The sequence below is a fragment of the Aeromonas sobria genome, assembly GCF_006243315.1.
Classification (GTDB): Bacteria; Pseudomonadota; Gammaproteobacteria; order Enterobacterales; family Aeromonadaceae; genus Aeromonas; species Aeromonas sobria_A.
On record NZ_NKWE01000019.1, the window covers coordinates 104,882 to 130,038 of the forward strand.

The window sequence follows — 25,157 nt, forward strand, 5'->3', positions numbered from 1 at the left end:
CCCTGTGGCTCGCCATCAGGGGCAGTGCGCGATAAGATGGCGCCCTCATTGCACTTTTTACATTTCATGGAACAGGAAAAACCGATGAAATTCATACTGATCGCGCTGCTGGTTGCCGGTGTCGCCTACTACTTCTACTCCAGCAGCAACAACAAAAAGCTGGCGGCCGACAACGTGCGGATTGGCGCCGAATTCCTCGCCAGCAACAAGGACAAACCGCTGGTGACCACCACTGCCTCCGGCCTGCAGTACGAAGTGCTGATCCCGGGCACCGGCACCCTTCACCCCACCGCCACCAGCAAGGTGAAGGTGCACTACGAGGGCAAGCTGCTGGACGGCACCGTCTTTGACAGCTCGGTCGCCCGTGGCGAGCCCATCGAGTTTGGCCTCAATCAGGTGATCAAGGGCTGGACCGAAGGGGTACAGCTGATGGTGGAAGGGGAGAAGACCCGTTTCTACATCCCCGCCAACCTCGCCTACGGCGACCGCGCCGCTGGCAAAATCCCGCCGGGATCAGTGCTGATTTTCGATGTGGAACTGCTGGGGATCCAGTAACCGCACAGGGCGATCCAGCGGCAATATCCCACTGAGTGTCCGTGCTGATCTTTGACGTGGAGCTACCGGGCATCCAGTAACTCCCTCTGCCACACGCCATCAACAACAAGGCCAGCATCATGCTGGCCTTGTTGTTATGGGAACCTCACTCCCCCTTGGCGATCCCCTCCCGGCGCGGATCCGCTGCGCCAAACCAGCCGCCAGCGTTGCGCTCAACCCCCTGCAAGCCGGAGGTCTGTTCGTTCAGTACCACCTCGTGCCCCCTGGCCTTCAGTCCCTCGACCACCGATATGGGGGTGCGTCCCGCCTCCAGCTCGGTGGGGCCGTTGCGACTGCCGAAGTTGGGCAGGTTGATGGCCTGTTGCAGATTCAAGCCCCAATCCTGGGTGCCGAGCAGAGTCTTGCCCACGTAGTTGATGATGGCGGAGCCGCCCGGCGAGCCCAGCGTCATGGTCAGCTCGCCGCTTGGCTTGTCAAACACCAGCAGGGGTGACATGGAGGAGCGGGGCCGCTTGCCGGGCTCCACCCGGTTCGCCACCGGCAGACCGGCGGCATCCACCGAGGTGAAGGAGAAGTCGGTCAGCTGGTTGTTGAGCAGGTAGCCGTTGACCATCTGGCGCGAACCAAAACCATCCTCGATGGAGCTGGTCATGGAGATGGCCATCCCCGCTTGGTCGACGATCGAGACATGGCTGGTGGAGGGGAGTTCCGGGGTCGCATCCTTGCCGCGAGCCAGCGCCAGCGGCGGCGTACCGGGCTTGGCAATCCCCATGGAGTACTCACCGATAAGCTTGCCGCGCTCGGCCAGATAGCCCTTATCCAGCAGCCCCTGCACCGGCACGCTGACCACATCGCTGTCGGCGACGTACTGATTGCGATCGGCGAAGGCCAGGCGCGCCGCTTCGCTGTAGAGGTGGATAGCCTCGCTGGATGCAGCCAATCCCCCCTCCTTGGTGGTGATCGGCTTGAGGGCCGCCATATCGCGACTCTCCAGCATGCCGAAGATCTGGCCGAGTGCCAGAGTGCCGGATGAAGGAGTGGGGAAGCCGCAGATCTCGCTCTGGCGATAGTCAAAACAGAGGCCATCCCGCAGTTTGGCCTGATAGCTGGCCAGATCGGCGGCACTGAGTACCCCGGGATTGGTCGGGTGCTGGCGCACCTTGGCCACCATGGCATCCGCCAGCGACCCCCGATAGAAGGCGTCCGCCCCCTCTGTTGCCAGAGTGCGCAACACCTTGGCCAGCGCCGGATTGGTCAGCCGGGTTCCTGCCGTTTTGGGGCTGCCATCAGCCTGATAGAAGTAGGCACGCGCCTCCGGGTCACGGGCCAGATAGGGATCTTTGGCCAGCAAGGTTGCCAACCGGGGGCTTATTACAAATCCTTGTTCTGCCAGCGTGATGGCGGGTTCGAACAGCGCAGCCCAAGGCAACTTGCCATAACGCTGATGGGCCAGCGCCAGCGCACGCAGGGTGCCGGGAACCCCGACCGATCGACCCCCTACCACCCCATCATAAAATGCCAGCGGTTTGCCATCTTGCATAAACAGCTGGTCAGTGGCGGCGGCCGGCGCCGTCTCGCGACCATCCACCGCACTCACCTTGCGGCCATCCCACACCAGCAGCAGCGTCCCGCCACCGATCCCGGAGGATTGCGGCTCCACCAGCGTCAATACCAGCTGCACCGCAATGGCGGCATCAACGGCACTGCCACCGGCTTTGATGATCTGGTAGCCCGCATCCACCGCCAGCGGGTTGGCGGCCGCCACCATGAAGTCATGGCCCTGCCAGCCCTGTTTGTCGGTCCAGCCACTGGCCGCTTCCGGCGCGATCAGCGTCTGGGGGGGCGGGGCGTAGTGAAAGCCGTTGTCACTGGCACAACCGGCCAGCAGGGCAAGGGCGACAGCCAGCCCCAGAGGTTTGCGCAACATGACACTCTCCTTGTCTGTTTTATGACCATGAAGGGGGACTATGTCACGATTGGCGCTGACAGCTCAAGTTATTGAACAAGATCAATATCTTACTCATCTATCAATAATGGTTATTCGCAATAGATACAAAAAAACCGCCCGAAGGCGGTTTTTACAATGAGATAGCTGAGGCTACACAGCCGCCAGTCCGCTTAGATGGACTGCTCTTCGCCACCCAACACGGCAAACAGCGCCGGGATAAACTGGGCCAGCTCGGAGGTGACCAGCGCGAAATCGGCATCCAGACGGGCGGCCGGATCTTCGCTGGTAACGTCGTCGTTCTGCTCGCGCAGCTCTTCGCTGAATTTCAGGCGCTTGATGGAGAGATCATCCCCCAGCACAAAGCTGATGGTCTCGCCCCAGTTGAGGGCAAGCTTGGTCACCAGCTTGTCGTTGGCCAGGTGGTTTTTGATCTCTTCACTCATCAGATCCTGCTGTTTGCACCGAATGATGCCGCCGTGCTCCATGGCACTGCGCAGCTCGGCTTCGTCTTCCAGGGTGAAGGTAGACGGCAGATTACCCTCGTTCAGCCACTCGGTCATGGTGATCTCGGGCGGGTTCTTGAGGGCCACCGGCACCACCGGCAGGGAGCCGATGGATTTGCGCAGCAGCGCCAGCAGATCGTCTGCCTTCTTGGCAGAGCCTGCGTCTACCACCATCAAATTGTCGGCCGGATTGATCCAGGCGAAGGTCTGGCTAGTACGACTGAAGGCACGGGGCAGCAGGGTGTGGAGGATCTCCTCCTTGAGCGCTTCTTTCTCTTTTTTCTTGAGGGCGCGTCCCTGTTCGAACTCGATCGCCTCTACCTTCTCGGCCAGCATCTCCTTGACCACGGTACCGGGCAGCATCTTCTCCTCTTTGCGGGCGCAGAGCAGGATGTGGCCGGAGGCAGAGTGGGTCAGGGTTGAGCCGAATTTGCCAAGGGGCTTGACCCACCCGAAACGGGAGATGTCCTGACTGCCGCAAGGGGTGAAGGCACAGGCTTCCAGCTGGGTTTCCAACTGATCCACGGTCAGGTCAAAGGGGCGGGTAAAGCGATAAATCTGCAGGTTTTTAAACCACATGGCGTCCTCGGTCTCTAGATTGTCCGGCGGGCATTGTACTAGAGAGGCGCTTTGTGATCAGCCAATCATTCTCGCTAAATAAAGGGCGATCGACCTCACAGGGTCTCATTTATATCACCTGAACGGTCACCAAGTTCCCCTAGACTGCGAGTTGTGCAAGTTGTTAACAAGGATGAAATTATGTTACGGCCCAGTCGCCCGGAAGACATGGAAGAGATCGTCGAAATCTGGTTGCTGGCCTCCCTGCAGGCCCACGATTTCGTCGATGCCTCCTGCTGGTGGCGGGCTCAGGAAGATCTGCGCATTCGCTACCTCGATCGCGCTGCCATCTGGGTATTCGAGGAGCGCGGCGATCTGCTCGGTTTCATGGCGCTGGTGGACAACTACCTCGCCGCCCTGTTCGTGCGCCCCGACCGCCAGGGACGCGGCGTCGGCCATGCCCTGCTGCAGGAGGCCAAGCGTCAGGGGGCGTCGCTCCACGCCCGGGTCTTTGTCGAGAACGATCAGGCGGTGCGTTTCTATCGCCGCCACGGTTTTGTCATCGAGGCCGAGGAGTCCGATCCCCTCACCGGCCACCCCCAATACCGGATGTGCTGCGAACCAGCCTGAATCGATGCCAGCCCGCTGTTTTACTTGAAAAAAGCACCGGGCATCCTCATCTTGTCTCCATCGGGTGCCCCTGGCACCGTCCCTGCAACCGGGCTGCTTTCCAATGAAAATCCTCCATACCGCCGACTGGCACCTTGGCCATCAACTTCATGGTCACGACCGCCGTTTTGAACACGATGCCTTTCTCGACTGGCTGAGCGACACCCTCAAGGCGCGCGAGATCGACGCCCTGCTGGTGGCGGGCGATCTGTTTGATACCGCCAATCCCCCCGCCAGCGCCTGGCAACAGCTCTACCGTTTTCTGGCCAGACTGCGCGCCGAGATGCCCCGCCTCAACATGGTGCTGATCGGCGGCAACCACGACTCCCCTTCCAAGCTCGATGCCCCCCACGAGCTGCTGCGCGCCTTCGATCTGCATCTGGTGGGCGGTGTCAGCCGCGACAGTGAGGGCAAGCTCGAGACCGACCGTCTGCTGGTACCGCTACAAGACCGGGAGGGCAACATTGCCGCCTGGTGCGCCGCCGTGCCGTTCCTGCGCAGCAGCGATCTGCGGGTGGAGCAGCTGGCAGAGGGGCAGGACAGGCTGATCGAAGGGGTACGACAGGTCTATGCCGAGGTGCTGGCCGAGGGACGCGCCCGCTGCGGGCAAGATCTGCCGCTCATCGCCATGGGCCACGCCTATCTGGCGGCGGGCCAGCTCTCGGAGCTTTCCGAGCGGCGGGTGCTCGGCGGCAACCAGCACGCCCTGCCTGCTGATCTGTTTGCCACGGCTGACTACACGGCGCTCGGCCACCTCCATCTGGCCCAGAGCCCGGCCGAAGGGGTGCACTACAGCGGCTCGCCGCTGCCCCTGTCGCTGGCCGAGGCGAACTACAACCATCAGGTGCTGGAAGTGACCTTTGCGGGGGGGAAACTGGCCGGGTTGGAGCGGATCCCGGTGCCCCGCGCGGTGGAGATGATCCGCCTGCCCCAGAGCACCCTCGACGACGCGCTGCAAGCCATCGAGGCGCTGACGCTATCCGCTTGCCAACAAGAAGCACAGCCCTTCCTCGAAGTGCGGCTGTTGCTGCCCAAACCCGAAGCCCGCATCCGCGAGCGGATTCTGGCCGCCATCGCCGACAAACCGGTGCGGCTGGCCCGCATCACGACCAGTTATCAGGGCTCTGGCGAAGGGCTGGCCGATGGCCGCGAGCGGCGCAGGTTGGATGAGCTCTCCCCCACCGAGGTGTTTCGTCTCTGCTATCAGCGCCAGTTTGAAGGGGAGCCCGAGGCACAACTGGTCGCCTCGTTTGAAGAGATCCTGGAGCAGGTGAAGGAGTCTAACCAATGAAAATTTTGTCTCTGTCAGGGGAGAATCTGGCCAGTCTGACCGGCGCCTTCACCATCGACTTTACCAAGGGGGCGCTCGGCGCCGCGGGCCTGTTTGCCATCACCGGCAATACCGGCGCAGGCAAGAGCACCCTGCTCGATGCCATTTGTCTGGCCCTCTACGACGAGATGCCGCGCTTTATCGCCAATCGCAAGAACGTGGCCGAAGTGGGCCGCATGGATGACGAAGAGAAGCTCAAGGCCAACGATGTGCGCGGCATCCTCAGTCGCGGCCACGCCAGCGGCTTTGCCGAGGTACAGTTTCGTGGCTGTGATGGCCGCATCTGGCTGGCCCGCTGGGCGGTGCGCCGGGCGCGCAACCGCTCGGAGGGGCGCTTTCAGGCACAGGAGCGCACCCTGACCGATGTGGAGTCGGGACAGGTTTTCTCCGGCAGTAAGCGGGAGCTGCAGGATCGCATTGATGAGCTGGTGGGCCTCTCCTGGGAGCAGTTCCGCCGCGCAGTGATCCTGCCACAGGGGGAGTTTGCCGCCTTCCTCAAATCGGACGCCAACGAGCGCTCCGCCCTGCTCGAACGGATGACCGGCACCGAGCTCTACTCCGCCATCTCCATCCAGACCTATGAACGGGCGCGGGAAGAGCAGCAGAAGCTGGCCACCATCGCCCAGCGCCTCGGCGACGTGGCGCTGATGGACGAGGCCACCCGCGAGCAGTGGGTGAGCCAGCAGGTGAGCCTCTCCACCACTCTCAAACATGAACAGCAGCAACAGCAACTGATGCAGGATCTGCGCGACCTCAACAGCCGCATTACCGCCCAGCTGCAGGGCTGCGCCGAAGGACAAGCAGCGCTCGATGCTGCCCTGCAGGCCCACGGCGGCGCCGCCCCAGAGCGCGACGAGTTTGCCCGTGCCGAGCAGGCCCAGGTGGCCCGCGCCGATCACGACGAGCTGGCCCGCCTCACCCTTGAGGTACAGCAGCAGGAGAAGGTGATCGCCGAGTTGGGGCCTGAGCTGGCCAAGCTCGAGGAGCAGACCCAGCAAAGCGCCCTCACCGAGCAGCAGCTATTGGCGGAGAAGATCGCCGCCGAGCGCGAATGGGGCGCCCTGCAACCCGAACTGAAGCGGGCCCAGGAGCTCGATACCCGCATCCGGGAAAAAGTGCAGCAGTTGCAGAAGATCCAGCAGGAGGGGGCGCAGGAGCGGGAGGTCCAGCTCACCCTCGAGCAGGGCTGGCGCGAGCAGAGTAAACAGGTTGAGCTGCTCAAGCAGCACCACCAGCAGTGGGGGCTCTGGCTCGAAGAGCACAAGGGGCTGGCCCCGGTGGCCCGTCAGTGGCAACCCCTGCTCACCGCCATGCAGGATTGGGCCGATGATGCCGACAAGCTGCAACAGCTGCTCACCCTGCGGGATCACCAGCTGCGCGCCCTGCAACAGTTGCAACACCAGCTGGCTCAAGCACAACAGGATCGTGACTACTGGCAACAGGAGCAGGCGCGGCTGCAACAGCATCAGCACGAACTGCAGGAGCAGCAGTGGGAGAGCCGTCTCGCCAAGGCGCAGGAGCAGTGGCAGCAGCAGACCGAACAGCTGGGCCAGCTACGCCAGTTGCTGGAGCTGGCCGATTATGGCCGCAACCATGGCGAGCAGCACGGCCGCCTGCAGCAGGAGATTGCCCAGCTGGAGCAGGCACTCGGCAAGCTGGCCACCCTCGGCGAAGAGCTGGCGCCAGCCCGCGAGCGGCTCGCCCTGCAGCGGGATGAGGCGCGCCACGCGCTGGAGCAGTCCCGCGCCATCGCCAGCTTCGAGCAGCATCGCCACATCCTGAGCGATGACGAACCTTGCCCGCTGTGCGGCGCCAAGGAGCACCCCTACAGCCAGAGCCAGCCGCAGGTGGCGGGGATCCTGGGTCAGCTGGCGGAGCGGGCCCGCAGCCTGGAGCTCGAATGGGAGCGGCTCAACCATCAATACATTCAGTGCGAGAGCGAGCGTCAGGAGCTGGCCCGCCAGCTGGCGGTGCGTCTGCAACATCTGCCGGAGCTGGAAGCCCGCGCCGAGCAGCTGACCCAGCGCTGGCAACAACTAGGGGGCGATACCCTGCTCGGCCATCCGCTGCCGCTACGCCAGAGCACCATTGAGTGGAATGAACTGATGAGCACCCTGCTCGGCCGTGGCCAGGCGCTGGAGCAGGGGTTGGCCCAAAGCCAGCAGCAGCTGCGTCAGGCCCAGCTCGGTCAGCAGCAGCTGCAAGGGGTGCGTCAGCAACTGAGCCAGCTGACTGCCCAGCACCAGCAGTTTGACCAGCAGTGGCAGGAGGCCGATCGCCAGCGCATCACGCTGGAAGGGGAAGTGAAGGCAATGGGCGAGCAGGAAGCGACCCTGCGCCAGCGCCTTGAGCAAGGCGCTCACCGCCTCGACGAGCAGATGGGCGGCCAACCGTGGCGCCAATGGCTCGGCAGCCAGCAGTGGCACGAGTGGCAGCGAACCTGCGAAGCCTGGCTGCACGGCCAGAGCGAGTGGGAGCGGCTGGCCAGCGAGATCGCCAGCCTCACCCCGGCCCTGAGCGCACAGGAGGCGCGCCTGCAGACCCAGCGCGAGCTGCTGCACAAGCTGGAGCGGGACTACAAGGAGCATGATCAGCAGCGGCAGGGGCTGCTCACCAGCCGCAGCGGTTGTCTTGGTGGCGAGGAGATCCCGCTGGTCGAGAGCCGCTGGCAGCAGCGACTGCAACAGCTCGCCAGCGAACTGGAGCTGATGCAAAGCGGCGCCCGCGTTCTGCGGGAGCGGCAGACCGAGCTCAAGACCCGCCTAACCCATGTGGAGCAGGAAAAGCAGACCAGCAGCCGCCGCAAGCGGGAGGTGTTGGGGCGCTGGGCTGCCCACGCCAGCACCCTTGGCATTGCCGAATACGACCTGCGCCGCCTGCTCGCCATCAGCCCCGATGAGCTCAAGGCACGCCGCACCGCCCTGCAGGGGCTGGAAGATGCCCTTGGCGAGGCACGTACCCGTCTTGCCGAGCGGCAACGGGCGCTGGCGCTGGAGGAGAGCAAGCGGGATCGCTATCGGGAACACCATCCCGAGCTGGCCGCCCTGCCGGATGCACTGTTGAATGAGCAGCTGGCGGCGCGGGGTGCCCGCTGCCGCGCCCTTGAAGAGCAACTGTTCGAGTGCAAGAGCAAGCTGGCGCAAGCCGAAGTCGCCGCCCTCAAGGCAGGCAGCCTGCAACAGGAGTTGGCCGCCCAGCAGGCGGTGGCCGACCACTGGCAGCAGCTATGCGATCTGATAGGGCAAGCCAACGGCGCCAAGTTCCGCACCTTCGCCCAGAGCCTCACCCTCGAGCGCCTGCTGCTGGAGGCCAACGCCCAGCTCGCCGAGCTGTCACCGCGTTACCGGCTGGAGCGGGTGCCCGGCACCGATCTGGCGCTGCAGGTGGTGGATCGCGACATGGGGGACGAGGTGCGCTCGGTGGACTCCCTCTCCGGCGGCGAGAGTTTTCTGGTGTCGCTGGCGCTGGCGCTGGCTCTCTCCAGCCTCTCGTCGCGCCAGACCCAGGTCGAGTCGCTGTTTATCGACGAAGGGTTTGGCACGCTCGATCCGGACAGTCTGGATCTGGCGCTCTCCAGCCTCGACTCCCTGCAGGCCGCCGGTCGCCAGATCGGGGTCATCTCCCACGTCCAGACCCTGGTGGAGCGGATCGGCGTGCAGATCAGGGTCGAAGCCCTCGGCGGCGGCGAGAGCCGGGTGCGAGTCCCCTGAGTAGCATCGGTTCAATCACCAGTTCCATCGGCTCAACCATCACGCCGTAAACGACAAGACCCCGCCAATTGGCGGGGTCTTGCTGTCAGAGAGGCTATCAGCCGAAGCGGTAGGCGCCCATATAGAGGCTGCCGCCATCCCAGCTCTCGTGCAGCCGGGTGGGCGCCACACCATCGGCCGCCCCCAGCGCCACAAAGAGTGGGCGCAGGTGGTCGTCGTGGGGATGGGACTCCACCGCCCCCGGGGCCCGCTGGCGATAGTCGAGCAGCGCCAGCTGATCCTCCTCGGCCATCTTCTGCTCCAGCCAGCCGACAAACTGGCTGGCCCACTCTGGCACCGGCGAATTCTCCGGCCCCAGCGCCCGCAGGTTGTGGGTGATGGCGCCGGAGGCGAGGATGCCAATCCCCTGACTGCGCAGCGCCCCCAGCACCTCCCCCAGCTGCCACAACTGGGCCGGAGTGAAACTGGCGGGGATAGAGATCTGCAGCAGCGGGATCCCGCTGTCTGGGTCGATCAGGGAGAGCGGCGACCAGACCCCGTGATCCAGCTCGCGCCGCACCGGGGTGGCGGTCAGTCCGGCCAGCGTCAACTGGTCGCTCACCCCCTGCTGCAACCACGCCGGGCTGCTGGCAGGCCAGCGCATCCGGTAGAGGGGCTCGGGAAAACCGTAGAAGTCGTACATCAAGGCCGGTTTGGGCTCGATGTTGATCTGCAACTCGCGGCTGAACCAGTGGGCGGAGATGACCACCAGCCCCTTGAGCTCACCCAGACGCAGGGTACGCAGAAAACGGGTGGCGGGTTGCTCACGCAGCACCAGATCCGGTGCGCCGTGAGAGATAAACCAGACGGGGGCGAGAGACATAAAGCGAACTCCAACAAGGTATCAGGGGCGATACCGGATGGGATATCGCTGTTGGAATCGATTATCACCCCACCATTTAAGGTGAACAATCCAGCAAGATAGATAAGCACTATCAACCAATGGTTGATAATATCACTCCTTCTCTCCTTCCTTCACACCTTCACGACCGGGAAGCGGCAATAGATATCAAGGCTGCGGCGCGTCCGGCTGCGGTCGGGAAGCGCGAAGCGCCATCCGGGTCGCGGCGCCATGATCCTGCCATTCGCGCCACGCCAGCCCCTCGGCGGCAGCCTCCCCTTTCACCGGATGGGCGAAGATCGCCAGCAAACGAGGGTTGTCAGGCCAGCAGTGACCAGGCAGTGCCTGAACCAACAGCAGTGCGGTGCCTAACAAGAGCAGGGCCAATCCGGTTTCATGGCTGTTTTTCATCCCGACCTCCTGCACCTCGCGCCAATGAACTAACATTTTTGCGCAAGCTGGTGACAAGACGGTGACAGTGGGCGGGTGGTCATTTTACAACATCTGAACCTCAACCGGGCCAAACCACCACAGGTGGTAACATTTGTGTCCCGTCAGTCCGGATCAGTGGCCGTATATCCTAAATTGTGACCAATAGGAAAACGTTATCCCTTAAAAGAAAACGTTATCTGGTCAAAACGTTGTTTCTGGATCATAAAAAGATTCCAAAAACTGGTGTATATTGCTCGGCGGAAATTCCTTAACCATGAAGATTGACATGAAAAAGACCAAAATCGTCTGCACCATCGGTCCTAAGACCGAATCCAAAGAAATGCTGGCCAAAATGCTGGATGCCGGCATGAACGTCATGCGCCTGAACTTCTCCCACGGTGACTACGCCGAACACGGCGGTCGTATCAGCAACCTGCGCGCAGTAATGGCCGAAACCGGCACCCACGCAGCTATCCTGCTGGACACCAAGGGTCCGGAAATCCGTACCATCAAGCTGGAAGGCGGCAACGACGTCGCGCTGGTCGCTGGCCAGACTTTCACCTTCACCACCGACCAGACTGTGGTTGGTAACAAAGACAAAGTAGCTGTGACCTATGCCGGTTTCGCCAACGACCTGCGCGTCGGCAACCGCATCCTGGTTGATGACGGCCTGATCGGTCTGGACGTTATCGAAATCACCGAGCGCGAAGTTATCTGTAAAGTGCTGAACAACGGTGATCTGGGCGAGAACAAAGGCGTTAACCTGCCGGGCGTCTCCATCAAGCTGCCGGCACTGGCCGAGAAAGACAAGCGCGACCTGATCTTCGGTTGCGAGCAAGGCGTTGATTTCGTTGCAGCTTCCTTCATCCGTAAGAAAGAAGACGTACTGGAAATCCGTGAGCACCTGAAAGCCCACGGTGGCGAGAACATCCAGATCATCTCCAAAATCGAAAACCAGGAAGGCCTGGACAACTTCGACGAGATCCTGGCTGTCTCCGACGGCATCATGGTTGCTCGTGGCGACATGGGTGTAGAAATTCCGGTTGAAGAAGTTATCTTCGCCCAGAAGATGATCATCTCCAAGTGCAACAAGGCACGTAAAGTGGTTATCACTGCCACCCAGATGCTGGATTCCATGATCAAGAACCCGCGTCCGACCCGCGCCGAAGCTGGCGACGTGGCTAACGCCGTGCTGGATGGTACCGACGCAGTGATGCTGTCCGGTGAGTCCGCCAAGGGTAAGTACCCGCTGGAAGCCGTGACCATCATGGCCACCATCTGCGAGCGTACCGATGCCGTGATGCAATCCAACCTGTCTGCTGCCAATGACAGCAACAAGCTGCGCATCACCGAAGCCGTTTGTAAAGGTGCCGTAGAGACCTCCGAGAAGCTGGACGCCCCGCTGATCGTTGTTGCTACCGAAGGCGGCAAATCTGCCAAAGCCATTCGCAAGTACTTCCCGCAAGCCTGGATCCTGGCCATCACCACCAACAAGAAAACTGCTGCCCAACTGGTTCTGACCAAGGGTGTGGTTGCTCATGTTGTTGACAGCATCGCCTCTACCGACGATTTCTATCGCATCGGTAAAGAAGCTGCGCTGCAAAGCGGTATGGGCCTGAAGGGTGACGTAGTTGTCATGGTCTCCGGTGCGCTGGTACCGAGCGGCACTACCAACACCGCTTCTGTTCACGTTCTTTAATCAGAGCTGAACAACTTGAAAACGGCGCCTTCAGGCGCCGTTTTTTTTATCCCTCCCCCTGCTTACCAGACCATCCCGGTGTTAGAATCCACGCCAATTTAATCTATGTGGGAAGTTTCCCGCGCCCCGTGTAATAACCCGGAAGTTATATGCCCTCAATACGTTTTAAAAGAGTCTCGGCCACCCTGTTGCCGCTGCTCTGTCTAATCTCCAGTCTCTGCACCCCGCTCGCCATGGCGCAAGATGTACCCTCTCGAGCCACAGTTCAGCGCACGCTGGACAGCCTGGCGAAAGCAGAAACACCGACGGTCAGCCAGCAAGAGGATCAGAAGTTGCTGACCGCAACCCTTGCCCTGCTCGACAGCATCGACAAGGAAGAGGCCAAAGCTAAAACCCAGGCCCAGCGCATCCGCAGCTTGCCCACCGAGCTCAACGAGATCAGTGCCAAAATCGATACCCTGACCAAGGGCAAGAGCGTCGAGCAGATCAAGAGCGAATACGCCAGCATGAGTCTGGCGGAGCTCGATAGCCGCCAGCCGGAAGTGCTGGCCAACATGCAGGAGGCCCAGGAGGCGCTCGGCGCCATTGGCAGTCAGCTGACCACTCTGCAGACCCTGCCGGAACGGGCTCAGACCAGCATGAGCCGCGCCTACCAGCGCAGCCAGGAGATCCGCAGCAGTCTCAATGCAGGCGAAACGGTCAGCAGTGCCGAGAAGATGAAGCTGAACGCCGAATCCGCTCTGCTGGATCTGCAACTGGCGATCCTGCAAAAGGATTTGGATAACCGTACCAGCATGCAGGATCTGGCGGTCAAACAGCGCGACTATCAAAGTGCCCGCCTCGCCAGCGAAGAGCAGAAGCTGCAACTGCTGCAGGAGCAGAGCAGTGCCAAGCGCCTTGGCGACACCGAAAAAACGGCCGAACAGACCGGTGAACTGGTCGCCAGCGAAGATAACCCGCTGGTGCAAAAAGAGCAGGAACTCAACCACCAGCTGAGTCAGCAATTGGTCAACGCCACCAGCAACCTCAACTCGCTGGTACAAAAAAACCTGCAAGCCAAGACCTGGTTAGAACGCGGCATCCAGACCGAGCGCAACCTGAACGAACAGGTGCAGATGCTCAAAGGCAATCTGCTGCTCTCTCGTATCCTCTATCAGCTCTACCAGCAACTGGAGGCGGCCCCCGCAATCGCCGTCAAGAATCTGGAAGAGCAGATCGCCGATCTGCATATGGCCCAGTTCGAACTGAGCCAGCAGCGTGACCAACTGTTCCAGAAGAACCTCTATCTGGACAACCTGATTGCCAGCAGCAAGGATCCGGTCAGCGAGGAGGACAAGGCCAGCCTTGCCAAGCTGCTCGATACCCGGATCAACCTGCTCGACCAGCTCAACCGCCAACTCGACAGCCAGCTCACCAACGCCATCAGCCTGCAGCTGACCCAGCAGCAGCTGGCCCGCACCCATGCGGCCATCGAGTTTACCCTGCAGCAGCACATCTTCTGGGTAAGCAGCAACAAGCCTATCGACGGCAAGTGGTTTATCAACTGGCCCACCCAGGCTTACAAACAAGCCTCAGACTGGGTGCTCAAGCCCGACTGGAAGCACTGGCGCTCCCAGTTGTTGGCGGTCTCCATACTGGCCTTCCCGCTGTTGCTGATCGGGGGGCTGCTGATGTGGAAACGCCCCATCCTTATCGAACAACAGAAGCGGATCACCAAAGATCTGGGTCGCTTCCGTCAAGACAGCCAGTGGCACACCCCCAAGGCGCTGCTGTTCACCCTGTTGCATCGCCTGCCTGGCAGCCTGTTTATTCTGGCTGGCGGCCTGTTAGTCACTTACTGCGGTCTGCTCAGCCCGAAACTGACGTTCCAGATCACCCTCAACCTCGCCCTCGGTTATCTGGTATTCAGTGTCTATCTGGCCGTGATGCGTCCGGGTGGCATCGCCGAATCCCACTTCCGGATCCCGAAGGCCGAGTTGCAGGCCACACACACCAGCATGCGCTACCTCTGGCTGCCACTGCTGCCGCTGATCATGCTCGCGACCAAAGCGGTGGTTGAACCCTCGACGCTTGGCAACGACGTGATTGGCCAGGCCATGACCCTCTCTTTGCTGGGACTAGCCGCCTATCTGGTGTTCCCCATCTCCCGCGCCCGCATCAAGGGCGAGGCGAGCATGCAGAAGTCGATCATCGCTATCGCATTGGCACTGGCGCCAGTGGCACTCATCGTGTTGGCGATGCTTGGTTACTACTACACAGCACTGAAGCTGACCGGTCGCCTGATCGAATCCTTCTACCTGCTGATTACCTGGGGCTTGATCTACCGCACCGCCCTGCGTGGTCTGGAGCTGGCCGCCCGTCGCCTGGCTTATCGCCGTGCAGTCGCCAAACGTGATCACAAGTCTCAGGAAGATGCAGAAGGTGGCGAATCCATTGAAGAACAGCCGATGGATCTGGAGGATGTCAGCCAGCAATCCCTGCGCCTGACCCGTACCGTGCTGCTGGTGATCTTCGGCGTGGCCTTCTACTGGCTCTGGTCTGATCTGGTGGCGGTATTCTCTTACCTCGATAGCATGGTGTTGTGGCACAAGAGCGAAGGAACCGGCGCCAATGCCCTCCTCTTCCCGGTTAGCCTCAGTGATGTGCTGATCGGCTTCCTCATGCTCGGTGGTGCCTGGTCACTGGCCCGCAACCTGCCGGGTCTGCTGGAAGTACTGGTGCTTTCACGGTTGCGCCTGGCCCAGGGTACTGCCTACGCCTTCACCACCATGCTCAACTACCTGCTGATTGGTGTGGGCACGCTGACCGCCCTCTCCATGATGGGCGTGCAGTGGGACAAACTGCAGTGGGTCGCGGGTGGTCTGTCGGTCGGTATCGGTTTCGGTATGAAGGAGATCCTCTCCAACTTCGTCTCCGGCATCATCATCCTGTTTGAACGTCCGGTACGGATCGGTGACACCGTCACCATCGGCTCCTTCTCCGGTACCGTCTCCAAGATCCGTATCCGCGCCACCACCCTGACCGACTTCGACCGCAAAGAGGTGATCATCCCCAACCAGCAGTTGATGACCGAACGGCTGATCAACTGGTCCCTCAGTGATACCGTCACCCGGGTGATTGTGCGAGTCGGTGTGGCCTATGGTTCGGATCTGGAGCTGACCCGCACCCTGCTCAAACAGGCTGCGGATGAGAACAGCCGTGTGCTGAAAGACCCGTCACCTATCGTCTACTTCCTCACCTTTGGCGCCAGCACCCTGGATCACGAGCTGCGCTTCTTCGTGAGCGAACTGGGTGATCGCAACCCGGCGGTGGACGAGTTGAACCGCAAGATCGATCAGCTGTTCCGCGAGAATGGCATCGAGATCGCCTTTAACCAGATGGATGTCTATATCAAGAACATGCAGGGCGAAGAGCAGAAGGTGGAGTCCAGCTCCACCGCCCTGCCGCCTCCAGCTGAAGATGGCAAGCAGCCAGCCTGATAGCCAGCTGCAATGACTTGATGACAAAAGCCGCTCACCCAAGGTGAGCGGCTTTTTCATGGCTATCTCTCAATGATGTGTTGAAAGGCTAATCTTGGCATAACACCTCAGTTCCAGGCCTACCATCATGGATATCTCAGCCTTTAAAGACCGGTTGCCGCTATCTACAAAGACCTTTGTAAGCAGAGTTCAATCCAAACATGTTCAGGCTGTCTCATCCCCCTGCGAGCACCACCAGACAGATCAGAAAACCCCATCCCGCAGCCGCTATAAATCGGTTTACCACCCCGGGGCTCTGACCTATGGTAAAGCATGCAATATATGCATCAAGGAGCCATGAAAGCCTCGACAATCTGCTGATGATGGCCGATCGGGCCCTCTATCAAGCCAAGGCACAGGGGCGTAATCGGGTTGTCATCTCGGCACAATAGAGTAGTGGCCAGAAGGGGGAGCCAACTCCCGGCCATAAAAAAACCGAAGCACCAGGCTTCGGTTTTTTATTGCAGCAACTGGCTTGCGCCAGCCGGGCATTACTTCTTGATACGGATAACCGGGGTCTCGCCCACAGTCACTGCACCAGTCAGTTTGATCAGCTCTTTGATCTCATCCATGTTGGAGATGACAACCGGCGTCAGGGTAGACTTGGCTTTCGCTTCCAGAATGGCCAGATCGAACTCGATGATGGTGTCGCCACGCTTGACCTGCTGGCCTTCATGAGCGATACGAGTGAAACCTTCACCTTTCAGTTCAACGGTGTCGATACCGAAGTGAACGAACAGCTCGATACCTGAGTCGGATTCCAGAGAGAACGCGTGGTTGGTCTCGAAAATCTTGCCGATGGTACCATCGCACGGAGCAACCATCTTGTTGCCGGTTGGCTTGATGGCAATACCGTCACCCACGATCTTCTCGGCGAAGACAACATCAGGCACATCTTCGATCGGTACGATTTCACCTGACAGCGGGGCATACAGCTCAATGCCACCGGTATCAGAGCTATCATCGGAAACCAGTTTCTTCAGTTTATCAAACAGACCCATAGTAAAGCTCCTAGAGATGATTTGTCGCTGCTTGCAGCCGATGTTAGCAGACTGCTTTTTGCTTAATAAAGTTATCTACGCAAGCTTCGATTTCAGCTGCAGTGGCAAAGCTCAGTGCCTGCTCGGCCATTGCCTTTACATCTTCAAAGTTGGTGTTGCGGATAAGCTTCTTGATACGCGGTACAGAGATGGCGCTCATGGAGAACTCATCCAGACCCATACCCAGCAGCAGCAGGGTGGCGCGCTCGTCACCGGCCAGTTCACCACACATACCGGTCCACTTACCTTCGGCGTGGGACGCATCGATAACCATCTTGATCAGCGTCAGGACGGAGGGCGACAACGGGTTGTACATGGCGGAAATCATCTCGTTACCACGATCGACAGCCAGAGTGTACTGGGTCAGGTCGTTGGTACCGATACTGAAGAAATCCACTTCCTTGGCCAGATGGTGAGCCATCACGGCCGCAGCCGGGGTCTCGACCATGATACCCACTTCGATGGATTCATCAAAGGCTTTGCCTTCAGCACGCAGTTCGGCTTTCAGCGTCTCTACCGTTGCTTTCAGGCTACGGAACTCTTCGACAGAGATGATCATCGGGAACATGATGCGCAGTTTGCCGAAGGCAGACGCACGCAGAATGGCCCGCAGCTGAGCGTTCATGATGTCTGCGCGGTCAAAGAAGATCCGCACGGCACGCCAGCCCAGGAAAGGGTTCATCTCTTTCGGGAAATTCATGTACGGCAGTTCTTTGTCGCCGCCGATATCCATGGTACGCACGATGATCGGCTGATCCGGCATCGCTTCGGCCACTTCTTTATAGGCTTTGAACTGCTCGTCTTCGGTCGGCAGCGCATCACGATCCATAAACAGGAACTCGGTACGGTACAGACCTACGCCTTCGGCGCCATTGCGGATGGCACCTTCGGTATCCTTGACGGTACCGATGTTGGCGCACACTTCGACCTGATGACCATCCAGGGTGATGGCAGGCAAGTCTTTCAGCTTGGCCAGCTCATCTTTCTCGGCCTGGAACTGGGCCTGGAACTTCTTGGCCTCGGTCAGCTGTTCAGCGGTCGGATTGACAATAATCTGGTTGTTGATCCCATCCAGGATCAGCAGGTCACCATTGTTGACACGCGCAGTGATGTCGTTGGTGCCTACGATGGCCGGCAGCTCCAGAGAGCGGGCCATGATGGAGGTGTGAGAGGTACGGCCACCGATATCGGTGACAAAACCCAGCACATATTTCAGATTGATCTGAGCAGTTTCAGACGGGGTCAGGTCTTTGGCGACCAGGATAACCTCTTCGTCGATGGTGCTCAGGTTGACAACGGCGATGCCCAGTACGTTCTTCACCAGACGGGTACCGATGTCACGGAAGTCGGTGGCGCGTTCACGCAGATAAGGGTCATCCAGATCAGCCATCATTTTGGCGTACTGTTCGATCACCTCATAAACGGCTTTGTCAGCGGAAGCCTTGTTGTCTTTGATGAAGGATCTGATATCCCCTTCCAGCTCCTCATCTTCGAGCAGCATGATGTGGCCTTCGAAGATGGCCTCTTTTTCCTCACCGAAGGTGCGACCGGCCATGGTTTTGATGGCTTCCAGCTGAGCAGCTGACTTGGTACGAGCTTCGAGGAAACGGTTGATCTCGACATCAATCTGCTCGGCAGAAATTTTGCCCTGATTGATAACGATTTCATCTTCTTTAAGAAGAAGCGCCTTACCGAATGCGATACCGGGGGACGCAAGAATGCCAGATATCATAATCCTTCCTATTAAAACGACTGTGGGGGAGGAATAAAGCTGGATTACTCCAGCTCGTCCATCAGGGCAACCAGCTTCTCAACAGCTTGTTGAGCGTCCGGACCATCGGCCTGGATGGTCACGTTGGTACCCTTGGTCAGGCCCAGGGTCTGCAGCTTGAACAGGCTCTTGGCGCTGGCGGACTTGCCACCGGAGACCACAGTGATCTCGCTTTGGAATTCTTTGGCTTCTTTCACGAACTGAGCTGCCGGACGGGTGTGCAGGCCGTTTTCAGCAGTGATAACAACAGACTTCTCGTACATGGTTTCACCCCATATTATTGATATTTTTTAGTGGATTGGTCGGTTTTGAAGCGCCCTGACCCACCGTGTCAGTATGGATATGTTGTAAAGTAACGAAAGCAGACCCGCAATAGCTTAATCCAGGTCAAGTTTCTGTGCAGTAATCGGCGCGCTGGTTGGCAATTTTCAGTTATTGGGCTACAAGCCGCATCAGGACTGGCCTGAAATTATTTTATAACGAAAAATAACACTTTGTTACTTTGTGATACCAAGCCAGCAAACACCGCGTGACGCCGCACAGGATATGAGATTTGCCGCACGATGTCTGCTTTTTTTCTCATGCAGGAACTTGTTATTTTACCCCAAAAAATAAGAAACAAGTGACACTAACTGGCGCTGAGTCTAGCCCATAAAGAAGCGGCGCTCCTGAGAGCGCCGCTTCTTTGACAAAATCTGATCAGTTACTGTTGCAGCTCTTGCTCGCTGAATACCCCGGCAAACAGGGCGCTGGAGAGGTAACGCTCCGCCGCGCTCGGCAGTATCACGACAATCGTTTTTCCTTCAAATTCTGGTAGTTCTGCCAAACGACTGGCCGCCACTACCGCGGCTCCCGAGCTGATACCCGCCAGAATGCCCTCTTCCTCCATCAGACGGCGGGCCATCTCGATGGCTTCGTCGCTGGTGACCTGCTCAACCCGATCAATCAGTGACAAGTCCAGGTTACCCGGGATAAAGCCGGCGCCGATCCCCTGGATCTTGTGGGGGCCCGGTTTGATCTCTTCACCGGCCAGCTTCTGGCTGATGACCGGCGACTCGGCCGGTTCGACCGCAACAGAGACCACCGCCTTGCCTTTAGTCTGCTTCAGATAACGGGAGACACCGGTAATGGTGCCGCCGGTACCGACCCCGGCCACGAACACATCCACCTCACCATCGGTGGCATCCCAGATCTCGGGACCTGTGGTCTTTTCGTGGATCTCCGGGTTGGCCGGGTTTTCAAACTGTTGCAGCAACACATACTTGCCCGGCTCGGATTCGAGGATCTCGTTGGCCTTGGCAATGGCCCCCTTCATGCCGAGCGGCCCTTCGGTCAGCACCAGATTGGCACCGAGCGCCTTGAGCAGCTTGCGGCGCTCCAGGCTCATGGTGGCGGGCATGGTCAACGTAATGGCATAACCGCGAGCCGCCGCAACAAACGCCAGAGCAATACCGGTATTACCACTGGTGGGCTCGATGATCTCCTTACCCTTGGTCAGGATGCCGCGCTTCTCAGCATCCCAGATCAGGTTGGCACCGATCCGGCACTTGACGCTGAAGCTGGGGTTACGGCTCTCGATCTTGGCCAGCACGCGGCCTTTGGTAACACGGTTGAGGCGAACCAGCGGGGTGTGACCGATAGTCTGGCTGTTGTCCTCAAAAATTTTGCTCATGGTGCTATCCCTGTGTTTGTTACGACGATGAAACAAGATTACCCTGTGGTTTCTGAATGAGAAGTGACTATTCGTTATAACCATATGGCATTACAACATATAGAGCTTATTCTCTCTGGCCCCTGATTCCGGGCGCCAATCGTCAAAGGAACCGACGTTATGGGATTTTCAGGAAGCAGCGATTATCTCGCCTCCGATGCATTGAGAATGGCGGTCAATGCCGCCATCACCCTCGAAAAGCCGCTGCTGATCAAAGGGGAACCTGGCACCGGCAAGACGGTGCTGGCGGAAGCGGTCGCCGACCATCTCGGCACCAATCTTATCGCCTGGCATATCAAGTCCACCACCAAGGCCCAGCAGGGGCTCTACGAATATGATGCGGTGGCCCGGCTGCGCGACTCCCAGCTCGGCGACCCTAAAGTGGCCGATATCAGCCACTACATTCGCCAGGGCAAGCTGTGGCAGGCCTTCAGTGCCGAGCAGCGACCGGTGTTGCTGATCGACGAGATCGACAAGGCCGACATCGAATTCCCCAACGATCTGCTGCTGGAGCTGGATCGGATGGAGTTCGATGTCTACGAGACCGGCGAGCGCGTCAAGGCGCGCCAGCGCCCGGTGGTCATCATCACCTCCAACAACGAAAAAGAGCTGCCGGATGCCTTCCTGCGCCGCTGCTTCTTCCACTACATCCGCTTCCCCGACAAGGCCGAGATGCAGGCCATCGTCAAACTCCACTACCCCGACCTCAAGGAGAGCCTGCTCGGCGAGGCGATGGATCTCTTCTTCGAGCTGCGCGAGGTAGAGGGGCTGCGCAAGAAGCCCTCCACCTCAGAACTCTTGGACTGGATCCGTCTGCTACTGGCCGACGATATCGCCCCCGAGGCGATGCGCGCCCGCGAGCCGGGCAAGCTGGTGCCCGCGCTTTACGGCGCCCTGCTCAAGACCGAGCAGGATCTGCATCTCTTTGAGAAGCTCGCCTTTCTGGCCCGGCGCGGCAGCTGACCCATGCTGATCGACTTTTTTACCCACCTGCGCCGCCACAAGCTCCCGTGCAGCCTGCGCGAGCTGCTGGACTTGCACGCCGCGCTGGCCGCCCGGCTGGTCACTGTCGATATGGATGAGTTCTACCAGCTCGCCCGCTGCCTGCTGGTGAAAGACGAGGCCCACTACGATCGCTTCGACCGCGCCTTTGCCGAATATTATCAGGGGCTGGACGCCATTCCCCTGCTGCCGGAGAGCCTGCCCGAGGAGTGGCTGCGCAAGGAGTTCGAACGACTGCTGAGCCCTGAGGAGAAGGCATTGCTTACATCCCTCGGCGGACTCGACAAGCTGCTGGAGACCCTCAACCAGCGCTTAAGCGAGCAGAAGGAGCGCCACGCTGGTGGCAACAAGTGGGTAGGCACTGGCGGCAGCAGCCCGTTTGGCCATGGCGGTTTTCACCCCGAGGGGGTTCGCATGGGTGGAGAGGGCCAGCACGGCAAGGCGGTCAAGGTGTGGGAAGCCAGACATTATCGCAACTTCAGCGACGACTCGCCGCTCGGCCAGCGCGCCATCCAGCTGGCGCTGCGCAAGCTCAGACGCTGGGTGCGTAAAGGCAATCCCGACGAGCTGGATCTCGACGACACCATCAAAAGCTCGGCCCGCCAAGGGTGGCTCGATGTGAAGCTACGGCCCGAGCGCCACAACGGGGTCAAGCTATTGGTCTTTTTCGATGTGGGAGGCTCCATGGATGCCCACGTGGCCGAGGTGCAGCGCCTCTTCTCTGCCTTGCGCCACGAGTTCAAGCATCTGGAGTACTTCTACTTTCACAACTGCCTCTACGACTTCGTCTGGCAGGACAACGCCCGCCGCTTTGATGAGCGGTTCGACACCCTGCGGCTGCTGCGCACCTACGGCAGCGACTACCGGGTGATCCTGGTGGGGGATGCCAAGATGGGCCCCTATGAGATCAGCTGGCCCGGCGGTGCCGTTGAGCACTGGAACGAGGAGTCGGGTCAGGTATGGCTCACCCGCTTGCAGCAGCACTTTCCCAAGCTGGTGTGGATCAACCCTATTCCGCGGCGGGAGTGGCTTTGGCACCCCTCCATAAAGCTGATGAATGACGTGGTTGGCGGGCGGATGCATCCGCTGACCCTGGCGGGTCTCGCTGCGGCGATCGACCAGCTGTAACCCTCTCTACCCTATAAACCGACAAGCCGGGAACGCACCCGGCGAGGAGCAAAGATGACCTCTATCGTGATCAGTGGCTCAGGCCTCTATACCCCACCCTTTGCCGTCAGCAATGAAGAGCTGGTGGCAGCCTTCAACCAGTATGTGGATCTCTACAACGAAGAGAACGCCTCCGCCATCGATGCCGGCCAGCTCCCTGCCAAGCAGCATTCGAGCAGCGAGTTCATCGAGAAGGCCTCCGGCATCAAGAGCCGCTATCTGGTGAGCCGCGAGGGGGTGCTCAACCCCGACATCATGCAACCACTGCTGGTGGAGCGACCCGATGAAATGCCCTCCATCATGGTGGAGATGGCGGTGGCCGCCGCCGAGCAGGCGCTGATCGCCGCTGGCCGCGAGCCGGGGGAGATCGATCTGGTGATAGTGGCAGCGTCCAACATGCCGCGCCCCTATCCGGCGCTGGCCATCGAGCTGCAGCACTATCTGGGGGCGAGCGGCATAGCCTTTGACATGAACGTGGCCTGCTCTTCCGCCACCTTCGGCATCAAGACGGCAGCAGACATGCTGGCGGCAGGCACCGCCCGACTGGCGCTAGTGGTCAATCCGGAGATCTGCTCGGGGCATCTCAACTTTCGGGATAGAGACAGCCACTTTATCTTCGGCGATGCCTGCACCGCAGTGCTGCTGGAGCGGGAAGCCGATTGCCAGGTCGCCAATCCATGGCAACTGGTGGCCAGCAAGCTGGTGACCCAATACTCCAACAACATTCGCAACAACTTCGGCTTTTTGAACCGGCTGAGCCCGCGTACCCGCTATGGCGATGACAAGCTGTTCCGCCAACAGGGGCGCAAGGTGTTCAAGGAGGTGTTGCCGCTGGTGTGCGACCAGATCGCCAACCAGCTAGAAGAGCAAGGCTGGCCCACCGAAAGCCTGAGCCGACTCTGGCTCCATCAGGCCAACCTCACCATGAACCAGTTCATCAGCCGCAAGCTGCTCGGTCACGATGCCAGCCAGCAGGAGGCGCCGGTCATTCTTGATAGCTATGGTAATACCAGCTCGGCGGGTTCCATCATCGCGTTTCATCTGTACAATCGCGACCTTTCTGCGGGGGACCGTGGCGTGCTCTGCTCGTTTGGCGCCGGCTATTCGATCGGTAGCCTGCTGCTGCAACGCTTGTAACAGATGTGCTCCCTGCAGCCATAACAATAACCGGCAATCAGAAACATGGGTGGATATATGCAGAGGATCACGGGGCGCTGCGCCCTGCACTACGGGGTAACCCTGTCACTATTTTGTCTCTATGGCTGGCAAGTCTGCCCGTTTCTCGAGAGTCTGACCCTGCCCCAGTTGCTGGGACCGGCGCTGGTGACTTTTACCATCATGTTCGCCCTACGCCATTACTGGTTTGCTTGGCACAGTGACAACGGCAACGGGCTCGGCGGCTTCGGGTTAGAAGTGGGGTTCTACCTGTTCGGTGCCCTGCTACTCTCGGGCTACCACGCCCTGACCCACGACTTTCCGCTGGAAAGCCACCTCAAGGTACTGCTGGGGATGGCCACCCTCGGCTTTCTGGTGGCGGCCGATCTGACCCTGGCGCGTGATTGGCTGCAGGCCAAAATACGGGAAAATGCCCGGAGTCTGGCGCTGACCCACCCGCTGACCATGCCGCTGCAGCGCAAGTTCACCCTCTTCACCCTGGCGACCCTCACCCTGTTGGGGAGTGTCTTCTTCTTACTGTTCAACAAGGATCTGGAGTGGTTGGTGACCGTGGGGCGCAGCCTGCCGAGGCTCGATGCCCAGCACTACATCCTGTGGGAGATCGCCTTCGTGATGACGGTGACCTTCAGCTATCTCGCCCTCATCATTCACGGCTACGGCCGCAATCTTGGCCTCTCCCTGCGCCATCAGACCCGCGCCATGGCACAAGTGCAGTGTGGTGATCTCGACGCCCGGGTACCGGTCACCCGGGATGACGAATTTGGCCTGATCGCCGCCAGCACCAATCAGATGATCGGCGAGCTGAAATCCCGCAGCGACGAGCTCAACCTGACCCGTGACGTGGCCATCCTCGGCCTCGCCTCGCTGGCAGAGACCCGGGACAACGAGACCGGCGCCCATATCATCCGCACCCAACACTATGTGAAGGCGCTGGCGCAATACCTCAGTCGCAGCGATTGGGATCGCTACCCGCTTGATGACGCCACCATTGATCTGCTGTTCAAATCAGCCCCTCTGCACGATGTGGGCAAGGTGGGCATTCCCGACGCCATCCTGCTCAAACCGGGCAAGCTGACCGATGAGGAGTTCGCCATCATGAAGCGCCACCCGCAGATCGGCGCCGATGCGCTGGCCAGTGCCGAAGCACAGCTGGGCTCCAACTCCTTCCTGCGGCTGGCCCGGGAGATCTCCCTCACCCACCACGAAAAGTGGGATGGCAGCGGCTATCCGGCAGGGCTGGCGGGTGAGGACATTCCCCTCTCCGGGCGGCTGATGGCGGTGGCAGATGTCTACGATGCCCTCATCTCGAAGCGTGTCTACAAACCCGCCTTCAGCCATGAGGAAGCGAAAGAGATCATCGTGAAAGGGAGCGGCAGCCATTTTGAGCCCGGCATCGTCGCGGCTTTTCTCGCCTGCGAGGCGCAGTTTAGGGAGATTGCCGCGCAGTTTCAGGATCACCACTGAGCATGGGCATCCCGTGCACCTGCC

General features: G+C 60.0%; 18 protein-coding genes. 10 read left to right on the forward strand and 8 right to left on the reverse strand.

Features of this window, described 5'->3' with window-relative positions; genetic code table 11:
- Window positions 1-84 precede the first annotated feature (84 nt).
- Window positions 85-555 (forward strand): FKBP-type peptidyl-prolyl cis-trans isomerase, encoded by a 471-nt coding sequence (locus CF137_RS05360; RefSeq protein ID WP_139718279.1) that lies wholly within the window; start codon window positions 85-87, stop codon window positions 553-555.
- A 145-nt stretch (window positions 556-700) separates the two neighbouring features.
- Here CF137_RS05360 and ggt read toward each other — a convergent pair whose 3' ends face one another.
- Window positions 701-2,482, reverse strand: a complete 1,782-nt coding sequence (gene ggt / locus CF137_RS05365) for a gamma-glutamyltransferase (protein ID WP_139718280.1) — start codon at window positions 2,480-2,482, stop codon at window positions 701-703.
- A gap of 191 nt (window positions 2,483-2,673) precedes the next feature.
- The gene (gene rdgC / locus CF137_RS05370) at window positions 2,674-3,585 is read right to left on the reverse strand and encodes a recombination-associated protein RdgC (protein WP_042020207.1); all 912 of its coding nucleotides are present in this window, start codon (window positions 3,583-3,585) and stop codon (window positions 2,674-2,676) included.
- Between the two features lie 180 nt (window positions 3,586-3,765).
- Here rdgC and CF137_RS05375 point away from each other — a divergent pair, with 180 nt between their 5' ends.
- From CF137_RS05375 to CF137_RS05385, 3 genes are all read left to right on the forward strand, one after another.
- Window positions 3,766-4,194 carry a GNAT family N-acetyltransferase gene (locus tag CF137_RS05375; protein WP_042020205.1) on the forward strand — a complete coding sequence of 143 codons (429 nt, stop codon included), beginning with the start codon at window positions 3,766-3,768 and terminating at the stop codon, window positions 4,192-4,194.
- 103 nt (window positions 4,195-4,297) lie between these two features.
- Window positions 4,298-5,524 carry an exonuclease SbcCD subunit D C-terminal domain-containing protein gene (locus tag CF137_RS05380; protein ID WP_139718281.1) on the forward strand — a complete coding sequence of 409 codons (1,227 nt, stop codon included), beginning with the start codon at window positions 4,298-4,300 and terminating at the stop codon, window positions 5,522-5,524.
- Window positions 5,521-9,273: an AAA family ATPase gene (locus tag CF137_RS05385; protein WP_139718282.1), complete on the forward strand. Its 3,753-nt coding sequence runs from the start codon at window positions 5,521-5,523 to the stop codon at window positions 9,271-9,273. Before CF137_RS05380 ends, CF137_RS05385 begins: the two co-directional genes overlap by 4 nt.
- A 97-nt stretch (window positions 9,274-9,370) precedes the next feature.
- Here CF137_RS05385 and CF137_RS05390 read toward each other — a convergent pair whose 3' ends face one another.
- Together CF137_RS05390 and CF137_RS05395 are read right to left on the reverse strand one after the other, a co-directional pair.
- A complete protein-coding gene (locus CF137_RS05390) occupies window positions 9,371-10,135 on the reverse strand; it encodes a DODA-type extradiol aromatic ring-opening family dioxygenase (RefSeq protein ID WP_139718283.1) in 765 nt (254 codons plus the stop codon).
- A 186-nt stretch (window positions 10,136-10,321) separates the two neighbouring features.
- Window positions 10,322-10,564, reverse strand: coding sequence for a hypothetical protein (locus tag CF137_RS05395; RefSeq protein ID WP_139718284.1), 243 nt, complete (start codon window positions 10,562-10,564; stop codon window positions 10,322-10,324).
- Between the two features lie 307 nt (window positions 10,565-10,871).
- Here CF137_RS05395 and pykF point away from each other — a divergent pair, with 307 nt between their 5' ends.
- Window positions 10,872-12,284, forward strand: coding sequence for a pyruvate kinase PykF (pykF, locus tag CF137_RS05400; protein ID WP_101323961.1), 1,413 nt, complete (start codon window positions 10,872-10,874; stop codon window positions 12,282-12,284).
- 149 nt (window positions 12,285-12,433) lie between these two features.
- Entirely contained in the window at window positions 12,434-15,763 is a 3,330-nt protein-coding gene (gene mscK, locus CF137_RS05405) for a mechanosensitive channel MscK (RefSeq protein ID WP_139718285.1), read from the forward strand.
- Window positions 15,764-16,293: 530 nt separating this feature from the next.
- Here the strand turns inward: mscK and crr are convergent.
- From crr to cysK, 4 genes are all read right to left on the reverse strand, one after another.
- On the reverse strand, window positions 16,294-16,803 hold the full coding sequence (gene crr, locus CF137_RS05415) for a PTS glucose transporter subunit IIA (RefSeq protein ID WP_042020191.1): 510 nt from the start codon (window positions 16,801-16,803) through the stop codon (window positions 16,294-16,296).
- A 43-nt stretch (window positions 16,804-16,846) separates the two neighbouring features.
- Complete coding sequence (gene ptsI / locus CF137_RS05420; RefSeq protein WP_042020188.1) at window positions 16,847-18,574, reverse strand: phosphoenolpyruvate-protein phosphotransferase PtsI; 1,728 nt, start codon at window positions 18,572-18,574, stop codon at window positions 16,847-16,849.
- A gap of 44 nt (window positions 18,575-18,618) precedes the next feature.
- Window positions 18,619-18,876 (reverse strand): HPr family phosphocarrier protein, encoded by a 258-nt coding sequence (locus CF137_RS05425; protein ID WP_005338266.1) that lies wholly within the window; start codon window positions 18,874-18,876, stop codon window positions 18,619-18,621.
- 440 nt (window positions 18,877-19,316) lie between these two features.
- Window positions 19,317-20,285 carry a cysteine synthase A gene (gene cysK, locus CF137_RS05430; RefSeq protein ID WP_139718286.1) on the reverse strand — a complete coding sequence of 323 codons (969 nt, stop codon included), beginning with the start codon at window positions 20,283-20,285 and terminating at the stop codon, window positions 19,317-19,319.
- Between the two features lie 159 nt (window positions 20,286-20,444).
- Between cysK and CF137_RS05435 the strand changes: the two genes are divergently transcribed.
- Genes CF137_RS05435 through CF137_RS05450 form a run of 4 tightly spaced genes read left to right on the forward strand, consistent with a single transcriptional unit; the run spans window position 20,445 to window position 25,133 of the window.
- The gene (locus CF137_RS05435; protein WP_139718287.1) at window positions 20,445-21,287 is read left to right on the forward strand and encodes an AAA family ATPase; all 843 of its coding nucleotides are present in this window, start codon (window positions 20,445-20,447) and stop codon (window positions 21,285-21,287) included.
- A 3-nt stretch (window positions 21,288-21,290) separates the two neighbouring features.
- A complete protein-coding gene (locus CF137_RS05440) occupies window positions 21,291-22,454 on the forward strand; it encodes a vWA domain-containing protein (protein ID WP_139718288.1) in 1,164 nt (387 codons plus the stop codon).
- Window positions 22,455-22,508: 54 nt separating this feature from the next.
- Window positions 22,509-23,630 (forward strand): beta-ketoacyl-ACP synthase III, encoded by a 1,122-nt coding sequence (locus tag CF137_RS05445; protein WP_139718289.1) that lies wholly within the window; start codon window positions 22,509-22,511, stop codon window positions 23,628-23,630.
- Window positions 23,631-23,687: 57 nt separating this feature from the next.
- Complete coding sequence (locus tag CF137_RS05450) at window positions 23,688-25,133, forward strand: HD domain-containing phosphohydrolase (RefSeq protein ID WP_101323946.1); 1,446 nt, start codon at window positions 23,688-23,690, stop codon at window positions 25,131-25,133.
- Window positions 25,134-25,157 lie beyond the last annotated feature (24 nt).

Bases quoted from the DNA above. Each gene is read 5' to 3' on its own strand.
- CF137_RS05360 (WP_139718279.1), top strand. From the start codon at position 85: ATGAAATTCATACTGATCGCGCTGCTGGTTGCCGGTGTCGCCTACTAC.
- ggt (WP_139718280.1), bottom strand. From the start codon at position 2,482: ATGTTGCGCAAACCTCTGGGGCTGGCTGTCGCCCTTGCCCTGCTGGCC.
- rdgC (WP_042020207.1), bottom strand. From the start codon at position 3,585: ATGTGGTTTAAAAACCTGCAGATTTATCGCTTTACCCGCCCCTTTGAC.
- CF137_RS05375 (WP_042020205.1), top strand. From the start codon at position 3,766: ATGTTACGGCCCAGTCGCCCGGAAGACATGGAAGAGATCGTCGAAATC.
- CF137_RS05380 (WP_139718281.1), top strand. From the start codon at position 4,298: ATGAAAATCCTCCATACCGCCGACTGGCACCTTGGCCATCAACTTCAT.
- CF137_RS05385 (WP_139718282.1), top strand. From the start codon at position 5,521: ATGAAAATTTTGTCTCTGTCAGGGGAGAATCTGGCCAGTCTGACCGGC.
- CF137_RS05390 (WP_139718283.1), bottom strand. From the start codon at position 10,135: ATGTCTCTCGCCCCCGTCTGGTTTATCTCTCACGGCGCACCGGATCTG.
- CF137_RS05395 (WP_139718284.1), bottom strand. From the start codon at position 10,564: ATGAAAAACAGCCATGAAACCGGATTGGCCCTGCTCTTGTTAGGCACC.
- pykF (WP_101323961.1), top strand. From the start codon at position 10,872: ATGAAAAAGACCAAAATCGTCTGCACCATCGGTCCTAAGACCGAATCC.
- mscK (WP_139718285.1), top strand. From the start codon at position 12,434: ATGCCCTCAATACGTTTTAAAAGAGTCTCGGCCACCCTGTTGCCGCTG.
- crr (WP_042020191.1), bottom strand. From the start codon at position 16,803: ATGGGTCTGTTTGATAAACTGAAGAAACTGGTTTCCGATGATAGCTCT.
- ptsI (WP_042020188.1), bottom strand. From the start codon at position 18,574: ATGATATCTGGCATTCTTGCGTCCCCCGGTATCGCATTCGGTAAGGCG.
- CF137_RS05425 (WP_005338266.1), bottom strand. From the start codon at position 18,876: ATGTACGAGAAGTCTGTTGTTATCACTGCTGAAAACGGCCTGCACACC.
- cysK (WP_139718286.1), bottom strand. From the start codon at position 20,285: ATGAGCAAAATTTTTGAGGACAACAGCCAGACTATCGGTCACACCCCG.
- CF137_RS05435 (WP_139718287.1), top strand. From the start codon at position 20,445: ATGGGATTTTCAGGAAGCAGCGATTATCTCGCCTCCGATGCATTGAGA.
- CF137_RS05440 (WP_139718288.1), top strand. From the start codon at position 21,291: ATGCTGATCGACTTTTTTACCCACCTGCGCCGCCACAAGCTCCCGTGC.
- CF137_RS05445 (WP_139718289.1), top strand. From the start codon at position 22,509: ATGACCTCTATCGTGATCAGTGGCTCAGGCCTCTATACCCCACCCTTT.
- CF137_RS05450 (WP_101323946.1), top strand. From the start codon at position 23,688: ATGCAGAGGATCACGGGGCGCTGCGCCCTGCACTACGGGGTAACCCTG.